20 protein-coding genes are annotated in these 26,329 nt (G+C 71.0%); 7 read left to right on the forward strand and 13 right to left on the reverse strand.

Annotation, left to right across the window (positions count from 1 at the left end):
• Positions 1–47 precede the first annotated feature (47 nt).
• From JEQ17_RS05205 to JEQ17_RS05215, 3 genes are all read right to left on the reverse strand, one after another.
• Positions 48–1,487: an NAD-dependent succinate-semialdehyde dehydrogenase gene (locus tag JEQ17_RS05205; protein WP_200401307.1), complete on the reverse strand. Its 1,440-nt coding sequence runs from the start codon at positions 1,485–1,487 to the stop codon at positions 48–50.
• Positions 1,488–1,492: 5 nt separating this feature from the next.
• On the reverse strand, positions 1,493–4,348 hold the full coding sequence (locus JEQ17_RS05210) for an FAD-binding and (Fe-S)-binding domain-containing protein (RefSeq protein ID WP_200401306.1): 2,856 nt from the start codon (positions 4,346–4,348) through the stop codon (positions 1,493–1,495).
• Positions 4,349–4,470: 122 nt separating this feature from the next.
• Positions 4,471–5,730, reverse strand: coding sequence for an aspartate aminotransferase family protein (locus JEQ17_RS05215; protein ID WP_200394092.1), 1,260 nt, complete (start codon positions 5,728–5,730; stop codon positions 4,471–4,473).
• 239 nt (positions 5,731–5,969) lie between these two features.
• Here JEQ17_RS05215 and JEQ17_RS05220 point away from each other — a divergent pair, with 239 nt between their 5' ends.
• On the forward strand, positions 5,970–7,622 hold the full coding sequence (locus tag JEQ17_RS05220) for a PucR family transcriptional regulator (protein WP_200394093.1): 1,653 nt from the start codon (positions 5,970–5,972) through the stop codon (positions 7,620–7,622).
• 7 nt (positions 7,623–7,629) lie between these two features.
• On the opposite strand, the gene JEQ17_RS05225 is transcribed toward JEQ17_RS05220, so the two are convergent.
• From JEQ17_RS05225 to JEQ17_RS05240, 4 genes are read right to left on the reverse strand one after another with little or no spacing between them, the layout of a single operon-like run.
• Positions 7,630–8,832, reverse strand: coding sequence for an XdhC family protein (locus JEQ17_RS05225; RefSeq protein ID WP_200394094.1), 1,203 nt, complete (start codon positions 8,830–8,832; stop codon positions 7,630–7,632).
• Positions 8,825–10,954 carry a xanthine dehydrogenase family protein molybdopterin-binding subunit gene (locus JEQ17_RS05230; RefSeq protein ID WP_200394095.1) on the reverse strand — a complete coding sequence of 710 codons (2,130 nt, stop codon included), beginning with the start codon at positions 10,952–10,954 and terminating at the stop codon, positions 8,825–8,827. The genes JEQ17_RS05225 and JEQ17_RS05230 overlap by 8 nt, the downstream gene beginning before the upstream one ends.
• A complete protein-coding gene (locus JEQ17_RS05235) occupies positions 10,951–11,943 on the reverse strand; it encodes an FAD binding domain-containing protein (RefSeq protein ID WP_200394096.1) in 993 nt (330 codons plus the stop codon). The genes JEQ17_RS05230 and JEQ17_RS05235 overlap by 4 nt, the downstream gene beginning before the upstream one ends.
• Positions 11,940–12,542: a (2Fe-2S)-binding protein gene (locus tag JEQ17_RS05240; RefSeq protein WP_234048079.1), complete on the reverse strand. Its 603-nt coding sequence runs from the start codon at positions 12,540–12,542 to the stop codon at positions 11,940–11,942. The genes JEQ17_RS05235 and JEQ17_RS05240 overlap by 4 nt, the downstream gene beginning before the upstream one ends.
• 224 nt (positions 12,543–12,766) lie before the next feature.
• Between JEQ17_RS05240 and JEQ17_RS05245 the strand changes: the two genes are divergently transcribed.
• Positions 12,767–13,375 carry a TetR/AcrR family transcriptional regulator gene (locus JEQ17_RS05245; protein ID WP_200394097.1) on the forward strand — a complete coding sequence of 203 codons (609 nt, stop codon included), beginning with the start codon at positions 12,767–12,769 and terminating at the stop codon, positions 13,373–13,375.
• Positions 13,376–13,503: 128 nt separating this feature from the next.
• A complete protein-coding gene (locus JEQ17_RS05250) occupies positions 13,504–14,949 on the forward strand; it encodes a glyceraldehyde-3-phosphate dehydrogenase (protein WP_200394098.1) in 1,446 nt (481 codons plus the stop codon).
• Here the strand turns inward: JEQ17_RS05250 and JEQ17_RS05255 are convergent.
• The gene (locus tag JEQ17_RS05255; protein WP_234048080.1) at positions 14,928–15,422 is read right to left on the reverse strand and encodes a DUF6010 family protein; all 495 of its coding nucleotides are present in this window, start codon (positions 15,420–15,422) and stop codon (positions 14,928–14,930) included. The genes JEQ17_RS05250 and JEQ17_RS05255 overlap by 22 nt on opposite strands.
• A 269-nt stretch (positions 15,423–15,691) precedes the next feature.
• Between JEQ17_RS05255 and JEQ17_RS05260 the strand changes: the two genes are divergently transcribed.
• A complete protein-coding gene (locus tag JEQ17_RS05260; RefSeq protein WP_200394099.1) occupies positions 15,692–16,186 on the forward strand; it encodes a lamin tail domain-containing protein in 495 nt (164 codons plus the stop codon).
• A 63-nt stretch (positions 16,187–16,249) separates the two neighbouring features.
• On the opposite strand, the gene JEQ17_RS05265 is transcribed toward JEQ17_RS05260, so the two are convergent.
• Positions 16,250–17,104 (reverse strand): NAD(P)H-binding protein, encoded by an 855-nt coding sequence (locus tag JEQ17_RS05265; protein ID WP_200394100.1) that lies wholly within the window; start codon positions 17,102–17,104, stop codon positions 16,250–16,252.
• On the reverse strand, positions 17,101–17,559 hold the full coding sequence (locus tag JEQ17_RS05270; protein ID WP_200394101.1) for a nuclear transport factor 2 family protein: 459 nt from the start codon (positions 17,557–17,559) through the stop codon (positions 17,101–17,103). Before JEQ17_RS05270 ends, JEQ17_RS05265 begins: the two co-directional genes overlap by 4 nt.
• Positions 17,560–17,648: 89 nt before the next feature.
• Here JEQ17_RS05270 and JEQ17_RS05275 point away from each other — a divergent pair, with 89 nt between their 5' ends.
• A complete protein-coding gene (locus tag JEQ17_RS05275; RefSeq protein WP_200394102.1) occupies positions 17,649–18,233 on the forward strand; it encodes a TetR/AcrR family transcriptional regulator in 585 nt (194 codons plus the stop codon).
• Between the two features lie 135 nt (positions 18,234–18,368).
• On the opposite strand, the gene JEQ17_RS05280 is transcribed toward JEQ17_RS05275, so the two are convergent.
• Both JEQ17_RS05280 and JEQ17_RS05285 read right to left on the reverse strand, forming a co-directional pair.
• Positions 18,369–20,426 carry a DUF1996 domain-containing protein gene (locus JEQ17_RS05280; RefSeq protein ID WP_200401308.1) on the reverse strand — a complete coding sequence of 686 codons (2,058 nt, stop codon included), beginning with the start codon at positions 20,424–20,426 and terminating at the stop codon, positions 18,369–18,371.
• A gap of 561 nt (positions 20,427–20,987) precedes the next feature.
• Positions 20,988–22,193 (reverse strand): cytochrome P450 family protein, encoded by a 1,206-nt coding sequence (locus JEQ17_RS05285; protein WP_200394103.1) that lies wholly within the window; start codon positions 22,191–22,193, stop codon positions 20,988–20,990.
• Between the two features lie 163 nt (positions 22,194–22,356).
• Between JEQ17_RS05285 and JEQ17_RS05290 the strand changes: the two genes are divergently transcribed.
• Positions 22,357–22,920, forward strand: a complete 564-nt coding sequence (locus JEQ17_RS05290; protein ID WP_200394104.1) for a hypothetical protein — start codon at positions 22,357–22,359, stop codon at positions 22,918–22,920.
• 74 nt (positions 22,921–22,994) lie between these two features.
• Here JEQ17_RS05290 and JEQ17_RS05295 read toward each other — a convergent pair whose 3' ends face one another.
• Positions 22,995–23,237, reverse strand: a complete 243-nt coding sequence (locus JEQ17_RS05295) for a DUF6296 family protein (RefSeq protein ID WP_200394105.1) — start codon at positions 23,235–23,237, stop codon at positions 22,995–22,997.
• 271 nt (positions 23,238–23,508) lie between these two features.
• On the opposite strand from JEQ17_RS05295, the gene JEQ17_RS05300 reads away from it, so the two are divergent.
• Positions 23,509–26,307 (forward strand): SpoIIE family protein phosphatase, encoded by a 2,799-nt coding sequence (locus JEQ17_RS05300; RefSeq protein WP_200394106.1) that lies wholly within the window; start codon positions 23,509–23,511, stop codon positions 26,305–26,307.
• Positions 26,308–26,329: the final 22 nt, after the last annotated feature.

Consider the following 26,329-nt stretch of genomic DNA (forward strand, 5'->3'; position numbering starts at 1 on the left):
GCCCGGGCCGCGGCGGCGGGCCGGGCACGAGGTGGGCGCGCGACCGGTCACTTCACCGGCATCGCCAGGTACTGGTACTCCAGGAACTCGTCGATGCCCACCCGGCCGCCCTCCCGGCCAAGCCCCGATTGCTTGATGCCGCCGAAGGGGGCGGCCGGGTTGGACACGAGCCCCGTGTTGAGGCCGACCATGCCGACCTCCAGGCGCTCGCTAACGCGCAGCGACCGGTCGAGGCCCGCGGTGAAGACGTAACCGACGAGCCCCCACGGAGTGTCGTTGGCGGCGCGGATCACCTCGTCCTCGTCGTCGAAGGTGAGGATCGCCGCCACCGGGCCGAAGATCTCCGTGTCCATCAGCCGGCTGCCCGGGTCCACGCCGGCCAGCACGGTCGGCGGATAGAAACGGCCGGGCCCGTCCGGAGTGGCACCGCCGACCAGCACCCGGGCGCCGCGCCCGACGGCGTCGGCGACCAGTTCCTCGACCTTGGCGCGGCCCGCGTCGTCGATGAGCGGGCCGACGTCCACGCCTTCCTGGGTGCCGGGGCCCACGACGAGCGCCCCCATGCGTTCGGCGAGCCGCACCGCGAAGTCGTCCGCCACGGAGCTGTGCACGAAGAAGCGGTTGGCGGCCGTGCACGCCTCGCCCATGTTGCGCATCTTGGCGATCATCGCGCCGTCCACCGCGGCGTCGAGGTCGGCGTCGTCGAAGACGATGAACGGGGCGTTGCCGCCCAGCTCCATCGAGGCGCGTACGACGGTGTCCGCGCACTGGGCGAGCAGGATCCGCCCGACCTGCGTGGAGCCGGTGAAGGACAGCTTGCGGATGCGACCGCCCCTCAGGAGCGGCTCGACGACCTTGTCGGCCCGTGAGGTGGTGACGACGTTCAGCACACCGTCCGGCAGGCCCGCCTCCCGGAGGATCCCGGCCAGCGCGAGGCTGGTGAGCGGGGTCTGCGGGGCGGGCTTGAACACCATCGTGCAGCCCGCCGCGATCGCGGGCCCGATCTTGCGGGTGCCCATGGCCAGCGGGAAGTTCCACGGCGTGATCAGCAGACAGGGGCCGACGGGGCGGCGCGTCAGCAGCATCCGGTTGCGGCCGTCGGGCAGCGTGCCGTAGCCGCCGTCGACGCGGACCGCCTCCTCGGAGAACCAGCGGAAGAACTCGGCCGCGTACGCCACTTCGCCCCGGGCCTCCGCCAGCGGCTTGCCCATCTCGGAGGTCATCAGCAGGGCGAGCTCGTCGGTGCGGGAGAGGATGATCTCGTAGGCGCGGCGCAGGATCTCGCTGCGCGCGCGGGGTGCCGTACGGGCCCAGTCCTCCTGTGCCGCGACGGCCGCGTCCTCGGCGAGCCGGGAGTCCTCGGGTCCCGCGTCGGCGACCCGGCAGAGGATCTCGCCGGTCGCCGGGTCGTCCACGGGCATCGTGGCGCCGGCTTCGGCGTCCAGCCACTTGCCGCCGATGAACAGCTGCTTGGGTACGTCGTTCAGGATGCTCACGGTGTGTCTCCAGGCTGGTCGGCACGGGCGGGGGCGGCGGGGTCGAGCAGTTCCGCGAGATGCACGGCGCGGGTTCCCCGGCCGCCCGCGAGCCGGCCGAGGTGGTCGATCTGGGTGGCGCAGCTGAAGCCGTCGGCGACCACGGTCGTTGAGTCGTCGGCCGCCGTGTCGAGGCGCGGTCGGAGCGACAGGTCGGCGACGGCCATCGAGGTGTCGTAGTGCTGTTCCTCGAAGCCGAAGTTCCCGGCGAGGCCGCAGCAGCCCTCCGCCTCGGTCACCTCGGGTACCCCGAGGCCGGTCAGCAGATCGCGGGGGCGGCGGCTGCCGAACGTCGCGTACTCGTGGCAGTGGGTCTGCAGCAGCACCGACTCCGGCAGCGGGGGCGGGCTCCAGTCGGGTGCGGCGAGGTCGGTCAACGCGCCGGTCAGGGTGTGGACACGTGCCGCGACCCGCCGGGCGGCCTCGGTGCCGAGCAGTTCGGGCACGTCGCGTCTGAGCGCGGCGGCGCAGCTGGGCTCGGCCACGACGATCGGCAGCTCGCTGTCGGGTCCGCCGTCGAGCCGGGCCACGGTACGGGCCATGACCCGGCGGGCCACCGAGAGTTGGCCGGTGCTGACCCAGGTCAGCCCGCAGCACAGACCGTCCCGCGCCGCGCTGGGTATCCCGGCGTCGGCGAGCACGCGTGCGGTGGCCCCGGCCACTTGAGGGCGGAAGGCGCGCGTGAAGCTGTCGACGAAGAGCAGCGCGCTCGGCTTGTCCGCGGTGGCTGTGCGCAGGGCGGACCGCAGCGAGCGCCGGGAGGCGAAGGCGGGGATCGTACGTTTCCTGGTGACGCCTCCCGCACGCGCGAGCAGCCTGCCGACGAGACCGCGGAGCAGCGCGTTCAGCGGCCTCGCGACAAACCCGGCCAGGGCCGCTGTGAGCGGCAGCCAGCCCAGTGAGTAGTGGGAGCGGGGTCGGATCCGCCCCCGGTAGTGCTGGTGCAGGAACTCCGCCTTGTACGTGGCCATGTCGACGCCCACGGGGCAGTCGGTGGAGCACGCCTTGCAGGACAGACACAGGTCGAGGGCGTCGCGGACGTCCGTCGAGCGCCAGCCGTCGCGGACGGTCTCGCCGCGCAGCATCTCCTGGAGGGCCCGCGCCCGGCCCCGGGTGGAGTCGTTCTCGTCGCCGGTGGCGCGGTAGCTGGGACACATCACGCCGCCCGCCGACGCGTCGGAGCGACAGCGGCCGATGCCGACACAGCGGCGGGCGGCGCCCGCGAAGCCGTCCTCGTCGTGCGGGAAGGTGAAGAGCGTCGGGCGGCCGTCCGGTACCGGCGGGCCGTGCAGGGCCAGGTCGGCGTCGAGCGCGGCAGGTGCCACGATGACGCCCGGGTTCAGCAGCCCTTCCGGGTCGAAGGCGTGCTTGAACGCGGCGAACGCCCGGATCATCCTGTCGCTGTACATCACCTCCAGCAGCTCGCCGCGCGCCCGGCCGTCGCCGTGTTCGCCCGAGAGGGTGCCGCCGTGCCGGACCACCAGGGCGGCCGCCTCCTGGAGGAAGCGGCGGGCGGCGGCCCTGCCGGTGTCCGTGGCGAAGTCGAAGTCGACGCGCACATGGACGCAGCCGGCGCCGAAGTGCCCGTACAGCACACCGGTCAGTTCGTGCGCGGCCAGCAGCGCGCGGAAGTCCCGCAGATAGTCCGCCAGGTCCTCCGGGGCGACGGCCGCGTCCTCCCAGCCGGGCCAGGACTCCCCTCCGTCCAGCAGGCGGGCGGCCAGACCGGCGCCGTCCTCGCGGACCCGCCACAGGGACCGCCGCTCCCCCGGGCTCGCCACGAGCCGCCCGTCGGCCATCCGCCCGCGCGCCTTCAGGGCGTCGAGGAGTTCCGCCGCGCGGGCGGTGACCAACTCCTCCTCGTCGCCGTCGAGTTCGACGTACAGCCAGGCGCGTCCGCCGGGCAGCCCGGTGACGGAGTCCGTTCCCCGGCGGGCGCGCATGGTCGCGACGATGGCCTCGTCCATGCCCTCCACGGCGGTGGGTGACCAGCGCAGGATCTCCGGTACGTCCTCGGCGGCGTCGACGACGTCGTCGTAGCCGAGGGCCAGCAGGGCCGAGGCGGGAGCGGTCTCCACCAGGCGGACGGTCGCGGCGACGACGACCGCGCAGGTGCCCTCGGTACCGACCAGGGCGCGGGCCATGTCGAAGCCGTGCTCGGGCAGCAGGTGCTGGAGCTGGTAGCCGGATACCTGGCGCGGGATCCGGCCGAGTTCGGTCCGGATGAGAGCGAGACGGTCCGCGACCAACTGCCGTATCTCGTCGGCGAGTCGGGCGACTCGCTCGACGGACGCGGTGTCCGTGGGATCGGCCGCGCGCAGGCCGCCGTGGTCGGCGATGGCGTGGACGCCGTCGGCGGTGACGATCTCCAGCGACTCGATGTGGCGGCCGGTCCGCCCGTGGCGCACGGACCGGTTGCCGCACGCGTCGTTGCCGATCATGCCGCCGAGCGTGCACCGGCTGTGCGAGGACGGGTCGGGGCCGAAGGTGAGCCCGTGCCGCCCCGCGGCCGTCCGCAGGTCGTCGAGCACCACTCCGGCCTCGACCCTGGCGGTACCGGCCGCGGGGTCGATGTCCAGCACGCGGTTCATGTGGCGGGAGAAGTCCAGGACGACGCCCGGGCCGATCGCGTTGCCCGCCATGCTCGTGCCGCCACCGCGTGCCGTGACGGGGATGCCCAGTTCCCGGCAGGCGTTCAGTACGGCCGCGACGTCGGCGGCGGAGCGGGGGAAGGCCACGGCCCGTGGCGGCACCCGGTAGTTGGAGGCGTCGTACGCGTAGGCGGCTGTCCGGCCGCCGGTGTCGACCCGCATCCCGGGGGCGGTGCCGACGAGCAGCCGCGACAGCGCCTCAGTGCTGTCGTCCGCCGACGAGCCGGGCCTGCGAGGCGGCAGCGTCGCCGCCTCGTGGCCCCTGAGAGGGTCGGGACCGGCGCTCACGGCGCCGAGGTTCCGGTTTCCACGGCGGCGGACCAGGCCCGCAGCCCCTCGTCGATCGCCGTCTCGTCGACGACGAGCGCCGGGATCATCCGTACGACCTGGTTCCAGGCTCCGCACAGCAGCAGGAGCAACCCCTCGTCCACCGCGGCCCGTTGCACACGCGCGGCCGTCGCGGAGTCCGGCTGCCCGTCCTCGGTCACGAACTCGGTGCCGAGCATCAGGCCGAGCCCTCGTACGTCCCCGATGCCGGGGGTGTTCGTCGCGACCGCCTCAAGACCGGCCCGCAGCCGGGCTCCCATCGCCTCCGCGTTCTCGACGAGCTTCTCGTCGCGTACGACGTCGAGGGTGGCGCGGGCCGCGGCGCAGGCGACGGCGTTGGCGCCGTAGGTGCCGCCCTGCGAGCCCGGCCAGGCCTTCCGCATCAGTTCCTCGGAGGCCGCGATGCCCGACAGCGGGAAGCCGCTGGCCAGCCCCTTGGCGGTGACCAGGATGTCCGGGGTGACGCCGAAGTGGTCGTGGCCCCAGAAGCGGCCGGTGCGGCCCACTCCCGTCTGCACCTCGTCCAGGATCAGCAGGAAGCCGTGGCGGTCCGCCCGCTCGCGCAGCCCTTCGAGGAAGGCGCGGTTCGCGGGCACGTACCCGCCCTCGCCGAGGACCGGCTCGACGATGACGGCGGCCGTGTCGTCGGGCGAGGAGATCGTCTGGAGGGTGTAGTCGAGTTCCTGGAGGGCGAAGCGGGTGGCTGTCTCCTCGTCCCAGCCGTACCGGAAGGTCGTCGGGAAGGGCGTGACGACCACCCCGCTCATCAGCGGCGAGAAGCCGGAGCGGAAGCGGGTGCCTGAGGTGGTCATGGAGGCGGCGGCCACGGTCCGGCCGTGGAAACCGCCGTGACAGACAAGGACGTTCGGCCGGCCGGTGGCCTGCCGGGCCAGGCGCAGCGCGGCCTCCACCGCCTCACTGCCGGAGTTCATGAAGAACAGACTGTCCAGCCCGGTCGGCAGCACCTCGCCGAGCCTGTCGACGAGTTGCCGCAGCGGCTGGTGCATGACCGTCGTGTACTGGCCGTGGATGAGCGTGCCGACCTGCTCCTGGGCGGCGGCCACGACCCTGGGGTGACAGTGGCCGGTGCTGGTGACACCGATGCCGGCGGTGAAGTCGAGATAGCGGCGGCCGTCCTCCCCGTACAGGTGGACGCCCTCTCCCCGGACCGCAACCACGGGCGTGGCCTGGCGAAGGTGCGGCGACAGTGTGGTCATGTTCGTCTCCCGGCGCTGTGTCGGATGTCGCTCGGTCGTTTCTCGCTCGGCGTCTTCAGCATTTCCAGGGAGCCGGACCGTCACAACGTCTGATCTGTCCGCTCCGGGCACGGCATTTGGACGTTGTGTCAACCTCCCGAGGCCGGGCACGTCGTCAACGGCCCGGTCAACGGCCGTCGGGCCGACCTTGCGCAGGTGGCGGGTGCTTGTCAGAGTGGCCGGGCACGTATGGAGGCACCGTGAGTGAGGAACGCCGGACGGCCGGACCGCCGCACGGGGACGAGCCGGAGGCCGTGACGGGGCGTCCCCTCACCGTGGGCGACGTGCTGGGGCTTCCCGTGCTGGCCGCGGGGCAACCCCGGGTGGTCGCGGGCGAGTCCGGTCTCGGCCGGCGGGTCCAGTGGGTGCACATCACCGAGCTCACGGATCCCGCCTCGTTCCTCAAGGGCGGGGAACTCGTCCTCACCACCGGTATGCCGCTGCCGGAGCAGCCCGCCGAGGTGCGGCGGTACGTGGACGAGCTCGCCGACATCGGTGCCGCGGCCCTCGTGATCGAACTGGTCCGCCGGTACCACCGCCCGCCCGAGGCGCTGGTGCACGCCTGCCGGAGCCGCGGTCTGCCGCTCGTCACCCTGTCCAAGGACGTCAACTTCCTTGAGGTCACCCAGGTCGTCCACGCGCTCATCGTCGGCAACCAGATGCAGGCGATGCGCAGGACCCAGCAGATCCACGAGGCGTTCACCGCGCTGACGCTGCGCGGGGCCTCCCCGGCGGAGGTGGTCCGGGCGGCGGCGGAGACCAGCGGCCACACCGTCGTGCTGGAGAACCTGGTCCATCATGCGGTGATCTGCGAACCCTCGGGCCGTACCGTTGAGGACGCGCTCACCGGATGGGAGCGGCGTTCGCGGGCGACACCTGCCTGCGACCACACGGAGGTGCTCGGTCCAGAGGACTGGCTCGTGGCACCGGTGGAGTACCGGGGCGAACCCTGGGGCCGCGTCGTCATGCTTCCCGCCCCGACCCGTACCCCACGTACCCCGTCGTTCGGCCCCGAGGACGTGGCCGTGCTGGAACGGACGGCGATGACCCTGACCATCGCCCGTCTCATCCATGCCACGACCTGGGAGCGAAGCGCTCACCGCAACACGCTGCGGGACATCGCCGAGCAGCGCCACCGCTCCCCCGACGAGGCCCGTGCGCGCGCCGCCGCGCTGGGCCTGCCCACCGAGGAGTGCCGTTTCCTCGCCGTCCTGATCGAGACCCGCACCCATCCGGGCGGCGAGGAGCTGGAGACCCGGCTGGCCGAGGACCTTCGGACGGTGACCGTGCCCGCCCTCGTGGGCGAACTGGCCCCCGGACGCGTGGGCGTGCTGCTGTCCCTGCGCCCCTCGGGGTCCTGGCGGCCCACGGTCGAACAGCTCGCCCGCACCGCGCTGAACCTGGACGCGGGGGCCGTCGTGAGCGTCGGCTCCGAGGTCACCGACCTCTCCCGCGCGGCCCGTTCCTTCCGCGAGGCGACGCGCGTCGCGGAGGCGGCCCTGCCGCACTCCACGGACAAACCCTTCTACGAGCTGTCCGACATCGGCCTGCGGCACCTCCTGTACGCGCTGCGCCAGGACCCACACGTCCAGAGCTTCGCCGAGCGGCAGCTCGCCCAACTGATCGACCACGACAGCCGGCACGGCACCAGCCTGCTGACGACACTGCGCCACTACCTGGACGCCGCCGGCAACAAGACCACCGCCGCACGCAGGGGCGAGCTGTCCCGGCAGACGCTCTACCAACGGCTGCACACCATCGAGCGGCTGCTCGACCTCGACCTCGAATCCGGCGAAGACCGGACCGAACTGCACGTGGCCCTCATCGCGCTGGATGTCTCCCGCCTGGGCTGACACGCCTTCAGGCGGCCACCCCGGCGCCCCGCTCGCTCCCCTCTCCATCTCCATGGATCGGCTCTCTGTGGATCGGCGCTTCCGAGCCGGTCAGCGGAACGCCCGTGCCGCCCCGCCGGGCCGCGACGATCTCCGCCGCGATGGACAGGGCCGTCTCCTCGGGCGTACGGGCGCCGAGGTCGAGCCCGATCGGCGAGCTGAGCCGGGCCAACTCCCGTTCCGTCAGGCCCACTTCACGCAGCCTGCGTTCACGGTCTGTGTGGGTGCGGCGCGAGCCCATCGCCCCGACGAACGCGACCGGCATCCGCAGGGCCTCCGTCAGCAGGGGCACATCGAACTTGGCGTCGTGGGTGAGTACGCACAGGACCGTGCGCGAGTCCGTCGTGGTGCCCCGCAGATAGCGGTGCGGCCAGTCGACGACGATGTCGTCGGCGTCGGGAAAGCGGGCCCGGGTGGCGAAGACGGGACGCGCGTCGCAGACGGTGACGTGGTAGCCGAGGAACTTGCCGACGCGGACCAGTGCGGACGCGAAGTCGATCGCACCGAAGACGATCATGCGGGGCGGCGGGACGTTCGACTCGACGAGCAGCGTGATCCCGCCGGGGCAGTGCGACCCTCCCCCAGACTCCGTCCGGGGGGACCCCCACATCGCTTCGCTCGCCGAGAGCTCGATGGTGCCCGTGCTGCCGCTCTCCAGCATGGCGCGGGCCTGCGCCGCCGCCGTCCGGTCCAGCTCGGGGTGCCCGCCGAGCCCGCCCTCGTGCGATCCGTCGGGCCGTACGAGCAGGGCCTGGCCCAGGAGTTCGGCCGGGCCCCGGACGACCCGTGCGAAGGCCGTCGGTTCACCCCTGGCGGCGGCCGACAGCGCCGACCGGAACACCGTCCGGGCGGGCGCTGTCGCGCGTACCGGTGTGACCAGGATGTCGATGATCCCGCCGCAGGTCAGGCCGACTGCGAAGGCGTCCTCGTCGCTGTAGCCGAACCTCTCCAGGACGGTCCCACCGTCTGCCAACGCCTGTTGGCAGAGGTCGTACACCGCGCCTTCCACACAGCCGCCGGACACGGAACCGATGACCGTGCCCTCGCTGTCGACGGCGAGGGCGGCGCCGGGGCCGCGCGGAGCACTGCCGCCGACCGCCACGACGGTGGCGACTGCGAAGTCCCGGCCCTCCTCAGCCCAGCTGTGCAGCTCCTCGCCGATGTCAAGCATCCTCGCCTGCCATGAGGACGCGGTCGGGCCGGATGGGCAGGTTCCGGTGGCGTACTCCGGTCGCGTGCCAGACCGCGTTGGCGACGGCCGCGGCCGCGCCCACGATGCCGACCTCGCCGATGCCCTTGATCCCGACGGGGTCGTCCGGGTCCGGGTCGTCCACCCAGTCCGCCTCGATGTGCGGTACGTCGGCGTGCGCGGCGACGTGGTAGCCGGCGAGGTCGGCGCCGTAGTGACCGCCGGTGCGGTGGTCGCGTACCGCCTCCTCGTGCAGGGCCATGGAGATGCCCCACGTCATTCCGCCGACGAACTGGTTGCGGGCGGTGAGGGGGTTGACGATCCGGCCCGCCGCGAAGACGCCGAGCATGCGGCGCACCCGTACCTCGCCGGTGGTGACGTCCACGGCCACCTCGGCGAACTGGGCTCCGAAGGAGTGGCGTTCCTTCGGGGCGAGGGCACCGATGGCCTCGGTGGTGTTCGACCGCGCGGTGATCCCTTCCGGCGGAATGCCGTCGGTGAGGGCGAGCTGCTCCCGCAGTTCGCCGGCAGCGGCCGTGACCGCCCAGGCCCAGGAACGGGTGCCCATCGAACCGCCCGCGATCATCGCCGGTCCGAGGTCGCTGTCGCCGAGGCGCACGCGGATGTGATCCGGTGCCACTTCCAGCGCGTCGGCCGCGATCAGGGTGAGCGCGGTACGGGCCCCGGTGCCGATGTCCGCCGCGTTGATCCGCACGGTGAAGGTTCCGTCCGCCTCCGCCGTGATGGCCGCCGTGGACGGTGCGGCACCGGACGGGAAGGACGCGGCGGCCGTGCCGGTGCCGAGCAGCCAGCGCCCGTCGCGGCGCAGTCCGGGCCGCGGATCACGGTCCGCCCAGCCGAACCTGTCCGCGCCCTTGCGGAAGCAGGCGATGAGGTTGCGGCCGCTGAACGGCAGCCCGGACACGGGGCCCACGTCGGGTTCGTTGCGGACGCGCAGTTCGATCGGGTCGAGGCCGCACCTCTCGGCGAGTTCGTCGAGCGCCGACTCGATGGCGAACGAACCCGGCGCCTCGCCCGGCCCGCGCATCCAGGTCGGCGTCGGCACGTCGAGCCGTACGACCCGGTTGGCCGTGTGGTGGGCGTCGGCGTCGTACATCACCCGTGCCACGCCGGCGCTGGGCTCGATGAACTCGTGCACGGTCGAGGTGAGGCTCAGCGAGCTGTGGTCCAGCGCGCGCAGTCGCCCGTCGGCGTCGGCGCCGAGCCTGACCTGCTGGGTGGTGGGGCTGCGGTAGCCGGCCAGCGAGAACATCTGACGGCGGGTCATGACGACCCGGACCGGGCGCTGCAGGACGGTCGCCGCCATCACCGCGGACACCTGGTGCGGTCGGACGCCCTTGCTGCCGAAGCCGCCGCCGACGTGTTCGGACCGCACCCACACCGAGGCCGGGTCGAGCGAGAACAGGTTCGCCAGTTCGCCCGCGACCCAGGTCGTGCCCTGATTGGAGTCGACGACTTCAAGCCGGCCGCCGTCCCAGCGGGCCGTCGCCGCGTGGGGCTCCATCGAGTTGTGGTGTTCCTCCGGGGTGGTGTACCGCTCGTCCACCACGACGGCGGACGCGGCGAGTTCGGCCGCCAGGTCGCCCTTCGCCGTCACGCCCGGCATATGGCCCTCCGCCGCGTACGCGTCCGGGTGTCCCGCGTAGAAGTCGACGTCGTGCGGTTCCTCCTCGTAGTGCACCACGAGAGCTTCGGCGGCCTCCCGGGCCTGTTCGGAGGTCTCGGCGACGACCAGGGCGACCGGCCAGCCCATGTGCGGCACCCGGTCGTGCTGGAAGACTGCCACGGTCGGGTCCGGCGCGGACCCGAGCAGCCCCGGGTAGTCGGTCTCGACGCGTGGGGCGTTCTCGTGGTGCAGGACGGTGAGTACACCCGGCATGCCGAGAACGGGTTCGGTGTCCAGGGAGCGGACGCGGCCCCGGGCGACGGTCGACAACACCAGCCAGCCGTGGGCGAGTTCGGCGAAGGGGATCTCTCCGGCGTAGCGGGCCGCGCCGGTGACCTTGTCGCGGCCCTCGACGCGGGTGTGCGCGGTTCCGACGGCGCCCTTCACGGCCCTGGTGCCGGTCGTGACGGTGGTCATCGGCCGGCCTCCTCGGCGAGTCGGGTCAGCTCGGCCACCACGAGGTTGCGCATCAGAGTCACCTTGTATCCGTTGTGCGGCAGCGGCCGGGCGGCCGCGAGTTCGGCGTCCGCGGCGGCGGCGAACGTCTCGGCGTCGGCCGGTGCCCCGGCCAGCACCCGTTCGGCCGCGCGGGCCCGCCACGGCCTGGACGCGACCGCCCCGAAGGCGAGGCGCACATCGCGTACGACGCCGTCCTGGACGTCCAGCGCGGCGGCGATCGAGCCGATCGCGAAGGCGTACGAGGCGCGCTCGCGCACCTTGCGGTAGCGGGAGTTGGCGGCGACCGGCGCGGGCGGCAGCGTGACATGGGTGATCAGCGCGCCCGGCGGCAGATCCGTCTCGCGGTGCGGAGTGTCTCCCACCGGCAGGTAGAGCCAGCTGATCGGCACTTCCCCCGGTCCGTCGGCCGTTTCGTACGACACGACGGCGTCGAAGGCGGTCAGCGCCACGCCCATGTCGGAGGGGTGGGTGGCCACACAGTGGTCGGAGGCGCCCAGGATCGCGTGGTTGTGGTGCTCGCCCTCGATGGCGGGGCAACCACTGCCCGGGACACGCTTGTTGCAGGGCTTGGTCACGTCGGCGAAGTAGCCGCAGCGGGTGCGCTGGAGCAGGTTCCCGCCGACGGTGGCCATGTTGCGCAGCTGCCCGGAGGCACCGGCCAGCACCGCCTGGGTCAACGCCGGGTAGCGGCGCCGGACTTCGGGGTGCGCGGCGAGGTCGCTGTTGGTGACGGTCGCACCGATGCGCAGGCCTCCGTCACGCGTCGACTCGATGGTGTCCAGGGGGAGTTCACGGACGTCGACGAGCCGGGCGGGCCGCTCGACGCCGGTCTTCATGAGGTCGACGAGGTTGGTGCCGCCGCCCAGGAACCGGGCGTCGGGATCGGCGTCGAGCAGCGCGACCGCGCCGGAGACGTCGAAGACCCGCTGATATCCGAACTCCCTCATGCCGCCGCCTCCTCGGCCCGCGAGAGGTCCGCGGACGTCACGGACCGCGTCACGTCCCGCGTCTCGGCGTCGGCCGCCCGGGCGACGGCCTCGACGATCGACACATACGCGCCGCAGCGGCACAGGTTGCCGCTCATCCGCTCGCGGATCTCCTCGGCGCTCAGCGCTGGTGGTCCGGCTTCGGGCCGGACGTCGTCGGTGACGGCGCTCGGCCAGCCCGCCGCGTGCTCCTCGATCACGGCGATCGCCGAACAGATCTGGCCGGGCGTGCAGTAGCCGCACTGGTAGCCGTCCAGGTCGAGGAACGCCTGCTGCACCGGGTGCAGTCGATCGCCCACGGCCATGCCTTCGATGGTGGTGATCTCACGCCCCTCGGCCGCCACCGCGAGCTGCAGACAGGACACGGACCGGCGGCCGTCGAGCAGGACGGTGCAGGCACCGCACTGCCCCTGGTCGCAGCCCTTCTTGGTGCCGGTCATGTCGAGGCGCTCACGCAGGGCGTCGAGCAGGGTCGTTCGGTGGTCGACGGAGAGCGTGTGTTTCTCGCCGTTGATGTTCAGACTGATGGCGCTGTACGTCGAGGGGGTGGCTGGGGCCATGATCAGCCTTCTTTCGCGTTCCCGGAGCGCGTCCGGTGGACCGTCCGGCGGGCAGAAGAGTCAGGAAGGGAAATGCAGGTGACAACGGTCACGGGCGCCCACGCCGGCCGTGCCCAGCGCTAGAATGGGCTCAACCGGACAGTTGTCCGCTCACAGGAAACGTAACGGACAGTTGTCCGGTTGAGCAAGGTCGGGATTCGGACACGGACCCGCGAGGAGGACGAGTGCAGCCGAAGAAGGGCGCGCCCCAGCGCTCGGACGCGCAGCGGAATCGCGAACGCATCCTGGAAGTCGCCCTGGTCGAGCTGACGAACTCCGCGGACACCCCGCTCAGCGTGATCGCCAAGAAGGCGGGCGTCGGGCAGGGCACGTTCTACCGGAACTTCCCCAATCGGGAGACCCTCGTCCTCGAGATCTACCGCCACGAGATGCAGCAGGTCGCCGACAGCGCGGCCCAGTTGCTCGAGACGCGGGAACCCGAGCAGGCACTGCGCGAGTGGATGGACCGGCTCGCCCAGTTCGGCATGGCCAAGGCCGGCCTCGCGAACGCTATCCAGCAGGCGACGAGCGGCCCGGGGAACCTGGCGAAGCCGGGGCACGCCCCGGTGTCCGAGGCGGCCGAACTCCTCCTCCGCGCCAACGACGAGGCCGGCACCATCCGCCCAGGGGTCACCGCCGACGACTTCATCCTCGCCATCGGCGGCCTCTGGCTGATCGACCCCGCCGGCGACTGGCGGCCGCGCGCCACCCGGCTCCTGGACCTGGTCATGGACGGGCTGCGCGTGGGAGCGCCCGGACCGGGCACACCCGGACCGGCCGGACCCGGACGCTGAGCGACGCCGTCCGGCCACCGCGAGCGAGCGCGCCATGCGCTCGACCGATGCCGCCGACGATGCCGCTGACATGATCGAAAAGGCGACGGTTTAGCATATGAGCGCCGCCTAGCTCGAAAGATAAACCTGTGACTGTCAATGACGACTCGTTCACCAACTGGAAGACCCGCGAGGAGATCGCGGAGTCGATGATCCCGCTCATCGGGAAGCTGCACCGGGAGCGGGACGTCACGATCCTGCTGCACAGCCGCTCCCTGGTGAACAAGTCGGTGGTCAGCATCCTCAAGACCCACCGATTCGCCCGGCAGATAGCCGGCGAGGAGCTCTCGGTCACCGAGACGCTGCCGTTCCTGGAAACCCTCACCGAGCTCGATCTCGGGCCTTCGCAGATCGACCTCGGCATGCTCGCCGCGACGTACAAGGCCGACGACCGCGGTCTGTCGGTGCGCGAGTTCACCGCCGAGTCCGTCGCCGGCGCCACCGGCGCCAACAAGATCGAGCGCCGCGAGCCGCGCGACGTCGTGCTCTACGGCTTCGGCCGCATCGGCCGTCTCGTCGCCCGCCTGCTCATCGAGAAGACCGGCTCCGGGAACGGGCTGCGGCTGCGTGCGGTCGTCGTCCGGCGGGGCGGCGAGCAGGACATCGTGAAGCGCGCCTCGCTGCTGCGCCGCGACTCCATCCACGGCCAGTTCCAGGGCACGATCACCGTCGACGAGGCGAACAGCACGATCATCGCCAACGGCAACGAGATCAAGGTGATCTACGCGAGCGACCCGTCGGAGGTCGACTACACGGCGTACGGCATCAGGGACGCCATCCTCATCGACAACACCGGCAAGTGGCGCGACCGCGAGGGCCTGTCGGGGCACCTGCGGCCCGGTATCGACAAGGTCGTCCTGACCGCGCCCGGCAAGGGCGACGTCCCGAACATCGTGCATGGCGTCAACCACGACACGATCAAGCCGGACGAGCAGATCCTGTCCTGCGCCTCCTGCACCACCAACGCGATCGTGCCGCCGCTGAAGGCGATGGCGGACGAGTACGGCGTGGTGCGCGGACACGTGGAGACCGTCCACTCGTTCACCAACGACCAGAACCTGCTGGACAACTACCACAAGGCCGACCGTCGCGGCCGCTCCGCGCCGCTCAACATGGTCATCACCGAGACGGGTGCCGCCTCCGCGGTCGCCAAGGCGCTGCCGGACCTCAAGGCGCCGATCACGGGCAGCTCGATCCGTGTGCCCGTGCCGGACGTCTCGATCGCGATCCTCAGCCTGCGGCTCGGGCGCGAGACCACCCGCGACGAGGTCCTCGACTACCTCCGCAATGTGTCGCTGACCTCGCCGCTCAAGCGCCAGATCGACTTCACCAGCGCCCCTGACGCGGTCTCCAACGACTTCATCGGCTCGCGCCACGCCTCGATCGTCGACGCCGGCGCCACCAAGGTCGACGGCGACAACGCGATCCTCTACCTCTGGTACGACAACGAGTTCGGCTACTCGTGCCAGGTCATCCGGGTCGTCCAGCACGTCTCCGGTGTGGAGTACCCGACCTACCCGGCCCCGGCGGTCTGATCCCGCGGGACCACTCGTCCCGGCCGCCCCGCCTCGGCGCGCGGGTCGGCCGGGACGTTCGCGTCGCGGTCCTTACGGTTCCCGGACCGCACCTTGCGCAGGAGCTCACGCGGTGACAGGCCTCCCATGAAGCACCAGACCGCGATGACCGGGTCGCAGATCGCGCAGCCCAGCGACGAGTCGTGGGCGAAGGGGATGAGGGGGTTGCCCTTGATGTGGTGCACGACGTCCCACGCGGTGTGCAGCAGCCAGCCGATACCGATGAAGGTCCAGGAGTCGAGACCGCGGTACGCGACATAGGCCATGACCGCCGTGAACGCGAACTCCCAGCCACCCATCCCGCCACCGCTGAGGTACGCGGCGCCCGCCCCCGCGACCATGACGGCGTTGAATCGCCGCCGGTGCGGTTCCCGGATGAGGGACATCAGCAGCGCGTAGACGACGCCGATGACGATCGGCAGGAAGTACTGCATGCCTGTGCTCTTTCCTGGAGTGTGAACGCGCCGCCGGACGTACGCGGGAACGGCTCACCACGCTAGGAGCGCGGGCATTCACCCCACAGGGGCATTACCGACAGGTTTCAACGGATTTCCGCCCTGGGCCGGACGCCCGGCCCACCTCTGACCTTTCGCGCCGCTATCACGTTTTCATGACGGAAAACGCAATAACTCCCAACCCGACACACTTCGTTCACGGCATGGCTAGGCTCCTGTGCCTCATAGCGATCAGGAGGGGGATTCCCATGCGAAAGCACCCTGTCATAGCCGTGTCCTTCACAGCCGGTGCACTGGCGGTTCTCGTTGCCGCCCCGGCCCAGGCGGCCGAGTACACATCGGCGTTGAAGGTCCGGGGCGTCCAGTACGACGCACCCGGCAGCGACTCCAACAGATGCACCACCGGCAACACTCATCAGGAATACCTGACCATCAAGAACTACTCGTCCTCGGCGACCGTGAATCTCAAGGGTTATGTCGTCAAGGACAAGACCGGCAACCGTTTCGCCTTCACCGTGAACCACTATCTCCAGCCCGGTGACTATGTGAAGTTGCGCGGCGGCAACGGCAACGACTCCGATGCCAACAATGTCGTCTACCGGGACAACTGCAACTTCATGTGGAACAACGACGCCGACACCATCTACCTCTACAAGCCCTCGGGCAGCCGTGCGGACGTGCACAGCTACACGAAGAGGAACAACGACCGGGACGGCAACGGCTACATCGGCTATCACGGCTGACAGCACGCGGTTCGTCGGGCGCCGGGCCGACCCGGTGTCCGGCGAACGGGTGCGTACCGTCCCCTACGCGGAGACCGGATCGTTCAACTCGCGCTCGGCGACCGCGCGGAAGCCGTTCGGCGGGCGGCCGGTGAGGAGCTGGACGGTGCCGGTGGTGCGGTCCTCGGCTCCACCGGCTATGGCGCGGTCCATGTCGGCCAGCAGCGTGGCGAACTCCAGCGGCATGAAGGCCGCGAGTCGGTCGCGCAGCTGTTCATGGGTCAGCCGATGGTGGACCACAGGTCGACCGGTGACCTCCGTGACGATCGCGGCGATGTCGTCGTAACCGAGCGCCTGCGGACCGGTCAGGACCAGTCCGGCATTGGGGGCGCGGTCGTCGGTGAGGGCTCGTACGGCGACGGCGGCGATGTCGTCGGCGTCGACGAAGCCGACACGGCCGGCCCCGGCCGCGGTCAGGATGGTGCCGTCCGCTCGAATGCTTTCGCCGTGGGCGTGCGCTCCGGTGAAGTTCTGCATGAACCACGAGGGCCGCAGCACCGCCCACTCGTCGAACAGACCGGGCAGTGCCTGATGCACCATTCCCACCGCCGGGCCGCCCTCGGATATGGCCGAGGAACTGAGGAGCACCGCACGGCGCACCCCGGCGGCACGGGCCCGCCGCAGGAAGGGCACCATGACCGAGGCCGGGTCGGAGTCGCCGAGGGGCGGGATGAGGAAGACGCGGTCGACTCCGTCGAGTGCGTCGGCATGGGTCCCGGGATCGCCCCAGTCGAAGCGGACCGGTTCCGCGCCCGGCACCGGGGTCGCGCGACGGCTTGCGGCCTTGACGCGATGGCCGGCGGCGATCAGCTGCGCGGCGGTACGGCTGCCGGTCGTGCCGGTGGCACCGATGACCAGAGTCGCGCCCGTGCTGCTCATCGGGTGCCGCTCGCGGTGAAGTCGACGCCGGGTTCCTGAACGGCGAGCGGGTTCCAGTAGTCGCGGTAGGAGGAGATGAGCCCGTCCCGGACGGTCACGACGGCGATGTAGGTCATGTCGAAGGGGCCCTCGGTCTCCACCAGGCGGCCCACAGCGCGCATCTCCACCACGATGACGTCCGACTCGGTGGTCTGGTGAATCCGCAGGTCGGGGATGTCGTGCAGGTCGATGTGATCGGGATAGCGGCGCATGTAGGCGGCGATGGCCTCCTTGCCCTCCAGCCGCCCGGGCCAGCCCTGGGGCGCGAAGGGAAATTCCAGAATGCCGTCCTCGGCCCACAGGTCGACCCAGGCAGGGATGTTCTTGTCCAGCAGCAGCCGCAGGCTGTGGCGGTACAGATCTGCCGGTGAGGTATCTGCTGGTGAGGTATCTGCCAGTGAAGTGTTCGCGGGCATGCGCTTCTCCGTCCAGTACGATACGGACCAGCGGTCCGTTTCGATTGACGATACGGACCCGAGGTCCGCTTTGCAAATGGAGGAGCAGCATGACCGAGCGCAGACCACGCAAGGACGCGGCCCGTAACCGGGTTGCCGTACTCGCGGCTGCCGACACGCTCTTCACCGAGTGCGAGAGCCCCGAGGACGTCACCATGGCCGACATCGCGACGGCGGCGGGCGTCGGCAAGGGAACCCTCTTCCGCGCTTTCGGCGACCGCACCGGACTGATCCGGGCGCTGTACGCGACGCGACTCGAACCGGTCGGGAGCGCCGTCGAGGAGGGCCCACCGCCACTGAGGCCCGACACTCCCCCGCTTCAGCGCGTACCCGCCCTGCTCGACGCCCTCCTGTGTTTCAAGCTCGACAACCGCCATCTCGCGCTGGCCCTGGAGGCGACCGGCAGCGACAGCCCCTACCAGGCGGATCACTACGAGCGATGGCACAGCCTGCTCCGGTCCGCGCTGGAGCAGATTCCCGGCCTCACCAACAGCGACTTCACCGCGCACGCGCTGCTCGCCACCGTCCGAGCCGACCTCGTCGAGCACCTGGCCGGTCAGAAGGGCGTACCCCGGGAGGAAATGCGGAAGCAGCTGGCGAGCTTCGTCGCCGAGGTCATCGGCACGGGCCCGTGAACGAGCGAGGAGCCGACCGGGTTTCCCCGGCCAGCTCCTCGATGCCGTTACTGCGATACGGCGTTACTTCGGTGCGGTGCTACCGCGTTGTGGTGCTACCGCGTTGTGGCGCGAGCCCGTTCTGGCGCTACCACGTCACGTCTGCCTGCTGTTGATACGGCGGAGCAGTACGAAGCCCGCGAGCAGGAGCAGCGCTCCGGCCGCGGCCGGCCACAACTGCGTCCCGGTGTCGGCGAGTCCGCCCGAGGTCGCCTGCGGTTCGAGCACCGAGGCGCCCGACGGCTCGGGGCCCGGTACGGCGCCGCCGAGATCGTCGTCGCCACCCGTCGCCGCGGCCGCGTCGCTCTGGACGGCCGACGGGGACGATTCGGCCTTCGGCACCGCTTCGGCGTCGCCCTTGTCCTCGCCGGCGGCGGGGTCGGGGGCCTGCGTGCTGTCGGTGGAGGGCTTCTCAGTGTTCTCGGCGCCGTTGTCGGCGGGGTCCTCGTCCTGGTTGTTCCCACCGGACGGGGCGGTGGCCGTGGGCGACGGGGTGTTCTCGCCGCCGTTGCCGTTGTCGCCGCCGTTCCCGTTGCCGTTGTCCGCGGGGTCGTCGTCGCCGTTGTTCCCGCCGGGCGGGTTCGTGGGCGTCGGCGACGGGGAGTTGCCCGGCTCCTCGCCGGCGCCGTCACCCGCACCGTCGGCGGCGTCGCACTTCCGGCCTCCGTTGATGCAGTCCACCATCTCCCCCATCAGGTCCTCGTCGAAGACGTTGATGAAGTCGCCGTGGTCGGTGACCGGCTTGTGCAACTGCTCCGGGAAGGAGTCGACCGCGAACAGCGGGGTGGTCCTGCCGCCGTCGTTCAGGCTGGGCGCGTCGACGTCGTAGACGATCCGCTGGACGAGCTGCGGGATGGCCTTGAAGCCGTTCGCGCAGACGCCGTTGGCGTCGGCGAAGGCCACGTGGGTGCGGTGGTTGGCGCTGTCGATGTTGTTGCCGTCCCAGCAGCTCTGGAACTTGAAGGTGCGGACCACGTCACTGCCCTGGGGGCAGAGCGGGTACTTGTCCTTCAGCTGCCGGTCCTCGAACCCGGTGCAGCTCCATGAGGCATTGGCGTTGGCGGTGCCGTTCACGAACGCCTTGGCGTCACCGGTGATGATGCGCAGCAGCTTCGGCATCTCGGTGACCTTGCTCTGCGGGTTGCCCACGAAGGTCATGGTCACCTGCTTGGGCGTGACGATCTCACCGGCGTTGCCCTCGATGCCGCCGCCGGGAGAGCCCGCGTCCTGCTCCTGAGCGCCGTTCTGCAGACGGATCACGGGCCAGAAGTACGAGGACTTGTCGTCCTTGTTCTCGCAGGACGTGTCGCCGTTGGCCAGGTCCTGGTCGCTCGCGAAGGCGTTGTTGTCCTGGTTGCCGACGTAGTCGTGGAAGTGGTGGGCGCCGTTGGTGACACCGGGGGCCACGATCACGTTGTCGGAGTTGAACAGGCCGTTCGCGTTCACACCGCAGGAGGTGCTGAAGGTGCCGCGGGAGGCGTTGCCCTGCTTGCGCGGGCTCTGCACGTTGGGCTGGACCGACTTGATGTCCACGAAGTCGGCCGCCACCGGGCCGTTGCCGGCCTGGCCGCCGTTGCCGCCCTGCTGATCGCCCTGCTCGTCGCCCTGACCCTGGCCGTTGTCCTGGTTCTGGCCGTTGTCCTGGCCTTCGCCCTGGTTCTGGCCGTCCTGGCCCTGACCGCCCTGGTCGGCGCCGTCCTGCTGGCCTTCGCCGCCCTGGTCGCCGTTCTGTCCGTCGCCGCCCTGTTCGCCCTGGTTGCCCGAGGCGCGAAGTATGCAGGCGGCGAAGGCCTCAAGACCCTGCGGACGGTCCCCCACCCGGTCGACGGCTATCGCGATCCGCTCGATGGTCGCGGCTCGCTTCTCCTTCAGCGGGTTCATGATCGAGTTCTCGGCGAAGGCGCCGTCCTGCTGGATGGCCTGCGTCGACTGCTGCAACCGCTGGTAGGCCTCGGCGATCTGCTTGTCCAGGAGGGCGAGTTCCTTGTCGACCTCGGCCTTCGCCTCGTCCGGCACCGCGGTCAGCTGGCTGCCCACGTCCGGGCAGTCGATCGTGGCGGCTCCCGAGGCCAGGACCTGACCGGCCTGGCTCTGACCACTCTCGGAGGCCGTCGCGTAGACGTTCGCCGCTACCAGCCCACCTCCCCCCAGCATCAGCGCGACCGCCCCAATGGTCGCGCGTCGTGCGCCTGTTGGGCGTCTGCGCGTGTTGCGTCCCAAGGATCTACTCCTACGCTTCTGTTGGCCGGAGCCGGCATGGCAATCCCCCGCCCTATACGGAGGGGAGGCCCCGAGTGTTCAAACGTCCCGCGGATTCATAGAAACCTCTCATGAACCAGCCCACCCGAGGGCGCCATACGGCTTCTTGCTCCTCGTCCGCGTACGCCCTCCTCGTCCGGCAGGTGTACACGGCCGGACAATGTGACGGAGAGATACGGGCGCCTCCGAAGTGACGAGGACCTTACCCCAGAGAGCGGCGGCGAGCGCGCGTCGCGTCTGCGCCGCCTTCATCGCCAAGAAGCGGGCACCGACCGGGAAACGCCTTGCGGCGCCCGGCAGACAGACCTGCCGGGCGCCGCGAAGTCATGGTGTCGACGAGGATGTGCCACCGCGTACGTACTGGTGGCGGCCGGAGTTCGGCAAGAGCGGTTCAGTTACTGCCGGTAACCGATGAGGGCCGGCCCGTCGGCGGTCACCGGCGTGGTGCGCCGACGGTCACCAGCGAACGGGAAGTTCGCGGGCACCCCTGATCAACAGCCCCCGCATCCACGGCAACTCGGTCTCGTCGGCGTCCAGCCTCAGGTCCGGGCAGCGTTCCAGGAGGGTGCGGATCGCGATGCGGCCCTCCAGCCGGGCCAGCGGGGCGCCCAGGCAGTAGTGCAGGCCGTGGCCGAAGGCGATGTGGCCGCGGGAGTCCCGGCGGATGTCGAACCGGTCGGCCTGCTGGAAGCGTTCCGGATCACGGCCGGCGCCCGCCATGGCGATCAGGACGGTGGAGCCGGCGGGGATGGTCACCCCGCCCATCTCCACGTCCTCCAGTGCCAGTCGGTCCGTACAGTTCTCCACCGGCCCGTCGTAGCGCAGCATCTCCTCGATCGCGCCTTCCAGCAGACCGAAGTCGGCGCGCAGGTCGGCCAGTTGGCCGGGATGCGCGAACAGTGCCCGCATGCCGTTGCCGATCAGGTTGACCGTGGTCTCGTGGCCGGCGATGAGCAACAGCACGCACATGCCGATGAGTTCGTCGGGCGAGAGCCGGTCACCGCCCTCGTCCACGGTGTGGATCATCGCGCTCAGCAGGTCCTGGCCCGGCCGGCTCCGCTTGGCCGCGACCAGTTCGGCGAGGTACGCCGGCATCTCCTGGTAGGCGCGTGCCTCCGACTCCGGACTCGTACGGGCGACCATCTCGTTGGACCAGGCGCGGAAGGCGTCCCGGTCGAGCGCGGGCACGCCGAGCAGTTCGCAGATGACGGTCATGGGCAGGGGAAAGGCGAAGGAGGCCACCAGATCCGCCTGCCGTTCCTCCCCCGCGAGCATCGCGTCCAGCAACTCGTCGGCGATCTGCTGGACCCGTGGCGCCAGGGCGTCGATACGGCGTGGGGTGAACTCCCTTGCCACCAGCCGCCGTAGCCGGGTGTGGTCCGGTGGGTCCGACATCAGCATGTGGGCGAGCGCCGGCTGGTCCTGCTCGGTGTTGACGATCTGGCCGATGTTTCCGGACTTGCGCCAGTCCCGGCTGAGCCGGGGGTCGGTGAAGGCGGCACGGCACGCGTCGTACCCGACGACGAACCACACCTCCTCGCCGTCGGTGTCGAGCACCCGGTGCACGGGTCCGGCCGCACGGAGTTCGGCGTAGACGGGATACGGATCGCGGGCGAAGTCCCCTCCGAGTTGCTGCAGATCGACAACAGGCCCTGCTGACATGCCGTTTCCCCCTGATGATCGGTTGAAAAGCACGCTAACCGGGACTCCGCACAGGACCAACGGTGCTTTCGGCCAGGCACATCGCGCCGTGCCGTACATGACATGCTGGGCCGCTGCCCGATCACCCATCCCCCGCCCACCCCGGAACCCGTGAGCCGAGTGCATGAGAAGCGCCCGCGTCGTGACCGACGTCCTTCAGCCCCGCAATGTCCTGGTCGCCGGAATGACCGGGATCGGAGCCGCCGCCGCGCGTGACTGGACCGGCGTTCCGTGGGGTCTGCTCGGCGCCCTGTGCGCGGGGATCGTGCCGGCCGCGTACATCCAGTGGGAGCGCGGGCGCGGCACCTGGGGCGACCGGCACGTGGTGGACCGTACGCAGCGGGCACCGATCTTCTTCGTGATCCTCGGCTCCCTCGGGCTCGGGACCCTGGTCATGCTCCTCGGCGGAGCACCCACGGGGATCCTGGTCGCGATGCTGGGGCTGTGGGCCACGACGATCGTGCTGCTCGCCGTGAACACGGCGTGGAAGATCAGCGTGGACTCCGCCGTCGCTTCGGCGGTCGTGGCGATGCTCGCCGCCACGCACACCGCCTGGTGGCTCGCCGCGTACGTCCTCGTGGTCGGAGTGTGCTGGTCACGGGTCGCGCTCGGCTACCACTCCACCGCGCAGACGGTGGCGGGCGCCTCTCTCGGCGCGAGCAGCGCCGCCGCGTTGCTCCTCGTCTAGAGCTCGCCCAGGACGCAGAACACAGGAACCGGGAACCAGGGACCAGGGACCGCCTGGGGTTCCCCGAGCTCTCCTCAGGGCTGCCGGAGCGGTTCCGCGGACGGTGGGAGGGGCGACTGGTAGCCGCCGCTGGCCAGCATCCGTACCTCCCCCGCCGGGCTGATCTCGGCACGGAGAATGCCGGTGGGATCGCAGTAGACCGGGTTTCCGCCCGGCCCCAGGGTGTCGGTCCGTTCGACGACCACCTTGTCCGTGGTCGCGCCGACGCCCGATCCCTCATGGGTGAAGGTCAGCCGGTACCGGTCCGGGGTGTGCATGACGGCCTCCCGCACTTGAGGAACAAATGCGCGCAAATGGAACCCCTCTCCATGATGCGGCGAGATCGCGCCGACGGCAGCATCGGTCGGCCCGGGATCATCGGCACCGGGCCGCGGCCACCACGCACCGCCCCGCGTCCGCGAGCCGGGCCGCCGCACGGACCTGAGGGTGTCCTTCCGCCATTGGTCTGGGCCACTCGGCCCGGGCCGTCGCCCCTCGTGCGGCATGACCCTCTCGCCTCATGGCGCCCGGCAGTGTAGACATGGGCTTATGGTGCGACTCTTGGGTCGATCCTGGGCTCGGTCGACCCCCCGCCCGGGCGGCCTGCGTGCGCGGCGCAGGCGTGACCGCCCTCGGCGAGCGCATGCGCGGCGGGCACGGCAGACGCCGCGCCATCCAGTCGATCCTCGGGGGGCCCACGACGGCGGGCACGGGCCCTCGGCGGGGCTGCGGTCGGCGCTGGGCGGGCGCAGTGTCGCCGGCCAGGTGTTCGTCTTCCAAGTGGTGATCGTGCTGCTGCTGGTCGTGGCCGCGGTGGTGGCCCTGGTGCTGCAGGTGCGGCACGACAGCACCCAGGAGGCCACCAACCGTTCGCTGGCCGTCGCCGAGACGTTCGCCAACGCTCCCGGCACCCGCGACGCCTTGAGCGCCTCCGATCCCACCGCGGTGCTGCAGCCGCGGGCCGAGGCGGCCCGTGAGCAGTCCAAGGTGGACTTCATCGTGGTGATGAACACCGACGGGGTCCGCTACACCCACCCCAAGCCCGACCGGATCGGCAAGAAGTTCGTCGGGACCCTCGAACCCGCGCTGGAGGGCCGCTCCTTCACCGAGGAGATCACGGGAACGATCGGGCCGCTGGTGCAGGCCGTGGTTCCCGTCAAGTCGGACGACGGCAAGGTCGTGGGCCTGGTGTCGGCGGGCATCACGACCGAGAACGTCGGCGGTGTCGCGGACCGGCAGCTCCCGCTCCTGCTGACCGCGGCGGCCGCGGCACTCGCCCTGGCCCTGGGCGGGACCGCGCTGGTGAGCAGACGGCTGCTGCGCCAGACACACGGGCTGGGCCCGTTCGAGATGACCCGGATGTACGAGCACCACGACGCGGTGCTGCACGCGGTCCGGGAAGGCGTGATCATCGCCAGCGGCGAGGGACGGCTGCTGCTCGCCAACGACGAGGCGCACCGGCTGCTGGATCTTCCCCGGGACGCCGAGGGACGGCATGTCCTCGAACTGGGCCTGGACACGGACACGGCCGGTCTGCTGGCCTCGGGGCGTGTCGCGACGGACGAGGTGCACCTGGTCGGCGACCGGCTGCTGGCGATCAACCAACGGCCCACGGACCTCCAGGGCGGCCCGGCCGGCAGCGTCGCGACACTCCGCGACTCCACCGAGCTGCGTGCCCTGTCCGGAAAGGCCGAGGTGGCCCGGGAGCACCTGAAGCTCCTGTACGACGCCGGGGTGGGCATCGGCACGGGCCTGGACGTGACCCGTACCGCCGAGGAACTGGCCGAGGTGGCGGTACCGCGGTTCGCGGACTACGTCACCGTGGACCTGGCCGACGCCGTGCTGAGCGGCGAGGAGCCGGAGGCGGGCACCGATCTGCGCCGTACGGCGTTCAGCGGTATCCGCAAGGACGCTCCCCTCTATCCGGTGGGCGAGCGGATCAGATTCGTCGAGTCCTCGCCGCAGGCCCGCAGCATCGGCACCGGCCAGGCCGTGGTCGAGCCCAGCCTTCGGGAGGCTCCGGGGTGGCTCGCACAGGATCTGGAGCGCACCGCGCAGGTCGTGGAGTACGGGATCCACTCGCTGATCATCGTTCCGGTGCGGGTCGGGCACCTGGTGATGGGCGTGGTCAACTTCTGGCGCTCGGAGAAGCCCGAGCCGTTCGACGAGGAGGAGCTGGCCCTCGCCGAGGAGCTGGTCGCCCGTGCCGCGGTCTCCATCGACAACGCGCGCCGCTACACGCGCGAGCACACCATGGCAGTGACACTGCAGCGCAGTCTGCTGCCCCGCAATCTGCCCGAGCAGAGCGCCCTGGACATCGCCTACCGCTATCTGCCCGCGCAGGCGGGGGTGGGCGGCGACTGGTTCGACGTACTGCCGCTGTCCGGCGCCCGGGTCGCGCTCGTCGTGGGCGACGTCGTGGGCCACGGGCTGCACGCCGCGGCGACGATGGGGCGGCTGCGGACCGCCGTGCACAACTTCTCCGCGCTCGACCTGCCGCCCGACGAGCTGCTCGGACTCCTCGACGAGTTGGTCGGCCGCATCGACCAGGACGAGGCCGCGGAGGACAGCAGCGCCGCGATCACCGGCGCCACCTGTCTGTACGCCGTCTACGACCCGACCTCCCGGAAGTGCACCGTCGCCCGGGCGGGCCACCCACCGCCGGCCGTTGTCAGCCCCGACGGCAGCGTGGAGTTCCCCGAGGTGCCCGCGGGCCCGCCGCTCGGTCTCGGCGGCCTCCCCTTCGAGACGGCCGAACTCACGCTGGACGAGGGCAGCCGCCTGGTTCTCTACACGGACGGGCTCGTCGAGGACCGGGATCGGGACATCGACGTCGGCCTTGAGCTGCTGCGTACCGCGCTGGGCGGCGCCGACCGGTCACCGGAGGACACCTGTCAGGGCGTCCTCAACGCCCTCCTCCCCGACCGGCCCAGCGACGACATCGCGCTGATCGTCGCCGGCACCCGTGCCCTCGGAGCGGACCGCATCGCGGAGTGGCAGGTGCCGTCCGACCCGGCCGCCGTCGGCGAGGTGCGCGCGGCGGTCACCCGGCAGCTGGCGGAGTGGGAGCTGGACGACCTGGCGTTCGCCACCGAGCTGATGCTCAGCGAGCTGGTCACCAACGCGATCAGGTATGGCACCGGCTCCATCCAGGTCCGTATGCTGCGCGACCGCAGCCTGATCTGCGAGGTCTTCGACGGCAGCAACACCTCGCCGCACCTGCGGTACGCGGCCAGCACGGACGAGGGCGGACGCGGTCTGTTCCTCGTCGCCCAGCTCGCCGAACGCTGGGGCACCCGCTACACCCCCGCGGGCAAGGTCATCTGGACGGAACAGCCGCTGCCCTGAGGCTCAGCCGTGGGAGGGAGGA

This window comes from Streptomyces liliifuscus (assembly GCF_016598615.1).
Lineage (GTDB): Bacteria > Actinomycetota > Actinomycetes > Streptomycetales > Streptomycetaceae > Streptomyces > Streptomyces liliifuscus.

What these genes read in the sequence shown, in the direction of transcription:
- JEQ17_RS05255 (WP_234048080.1), bottom strand. Translation starts at nt 15,422, where the DNA reads ATGCAGTACTTCCTGCCGATCGTCATCGGCGTCGTCTACGCGCTGCTG.
- JEQ17_RS05260 (WP_200394099.1), top strand. Translation starts at nt 15,692, where the DNA reads ATGCGAAAGCACCCTGTCATAGCCGTGTCCTTCACAGCCGGTGCACTG.
- JEQ17_RS05235 (WP_200394096.1), bottom strand. Translation starts at nt 11,943, where the DNA reads ATGAGGGAGTTCGGATATCAGCGGGTCTTCGACGTCTCCGGCGCGGTC.
- JEQ17_RS05240 (WP_234048079.1), bottom strand. Translation starts at nt 12,542, where the DNA reads ATGGCCCCAGCCACCCCCTCGACGTACAGCGCCATCAGTCTGAACATC.
- JEQ17_RS05225 (WP_200394094.1), bottom strand. Translation starts at nt 8,832, where the DNA reads ATGCTTGACATCGGCGAGGAGCTGCACAGCTGGGCTGAGGAGGGCCGG.
- JEQ17_RS05290 (WP_200394104.1), top strand. Translation starts at nt 22,357, where the DNA reads ATGAGAAGCGCCCGCGTCGTGACCGACGTCCTTCAGCCCCGCAATGTC.
- JEQ17_RS05270 (WP_200394101.1), bottom strand. Translation starts at nt 17,559, where the DNA reads ATGCCCGCGAACACTTCACTGGCAGATACCTCACCAGCAGATACCTCA.
- JEQ17_RS05275 (WP_200394102.1), top strand. Translation starts at nt 17,649, where the DNA reads ATGACCGAGCGCAGACCACGCAAGGACGCGGCCCGTAACCGGGTTGCC.
- JEQ17_RS05285 (WP_200394103.1), bottom strand. Translation starts at nt 22,193, where the DNA reads ATGTCAGCAGGGCCTGTTGTCGATCTGCAGCAACTCGGAGGGGACTTC.
- JEQ17_RS05280 (WP_200401308.1), bottom strand. Translation starts at nt 20,426, where the DNA reads ATGCTGGGGGGAGGTGGGCTGGTAGCGGCGAACGTCTACGCGACGGCC.
- JEQ17_RS05210 (WP_200401306.1), bottom strand. Translation starts at nt 4,348, where the DNA reads ATGCGGGTCGACACCGGCGGCCGGACAGCCGCCTACGCGTACGACGCC.
- JEQ17_RS05215 (WP_200394092.1), bottom strand. Translation starts at nt 5,730, where the DNA reads ATGACCACACTGTCGCCGCACCTTCGCCAGGCCACGCCCGTGGTTGCG.
- JEQ17_RS05300 (WP_200394106.1), top strand. Translation starts at nt 23,509, where the DNA reads ATGGTGCGACTCTTGGGTCGATCCTGGGCTCGGTCGACCCCCCGCCCG.
- JEQ17_RS05230 (WP_200394095.1), bottom strand. Translation starts at nt 10,954, where the DNA reads ATGACCACCGTCACGACCGGCACCAGGGCCGTGAAGGGCGCCGTCGGA.
- JEQ17_RS05295 (WP_200394105.1), bottom strand. Translation starts at nt 23,237, where the DNA reads ATGCACACCCCGGACCGGTACCGGCTGACCTTCACCCATGAGGGATCG.
- JEQ17_RS05265 (WP_200394100.1), bottom strand. Translation starts at nt 17,104, where the DNA reads ATGAGCAGCACGGGCGCGACTCTGGTCATCGGTGCCACCGGCACGACC.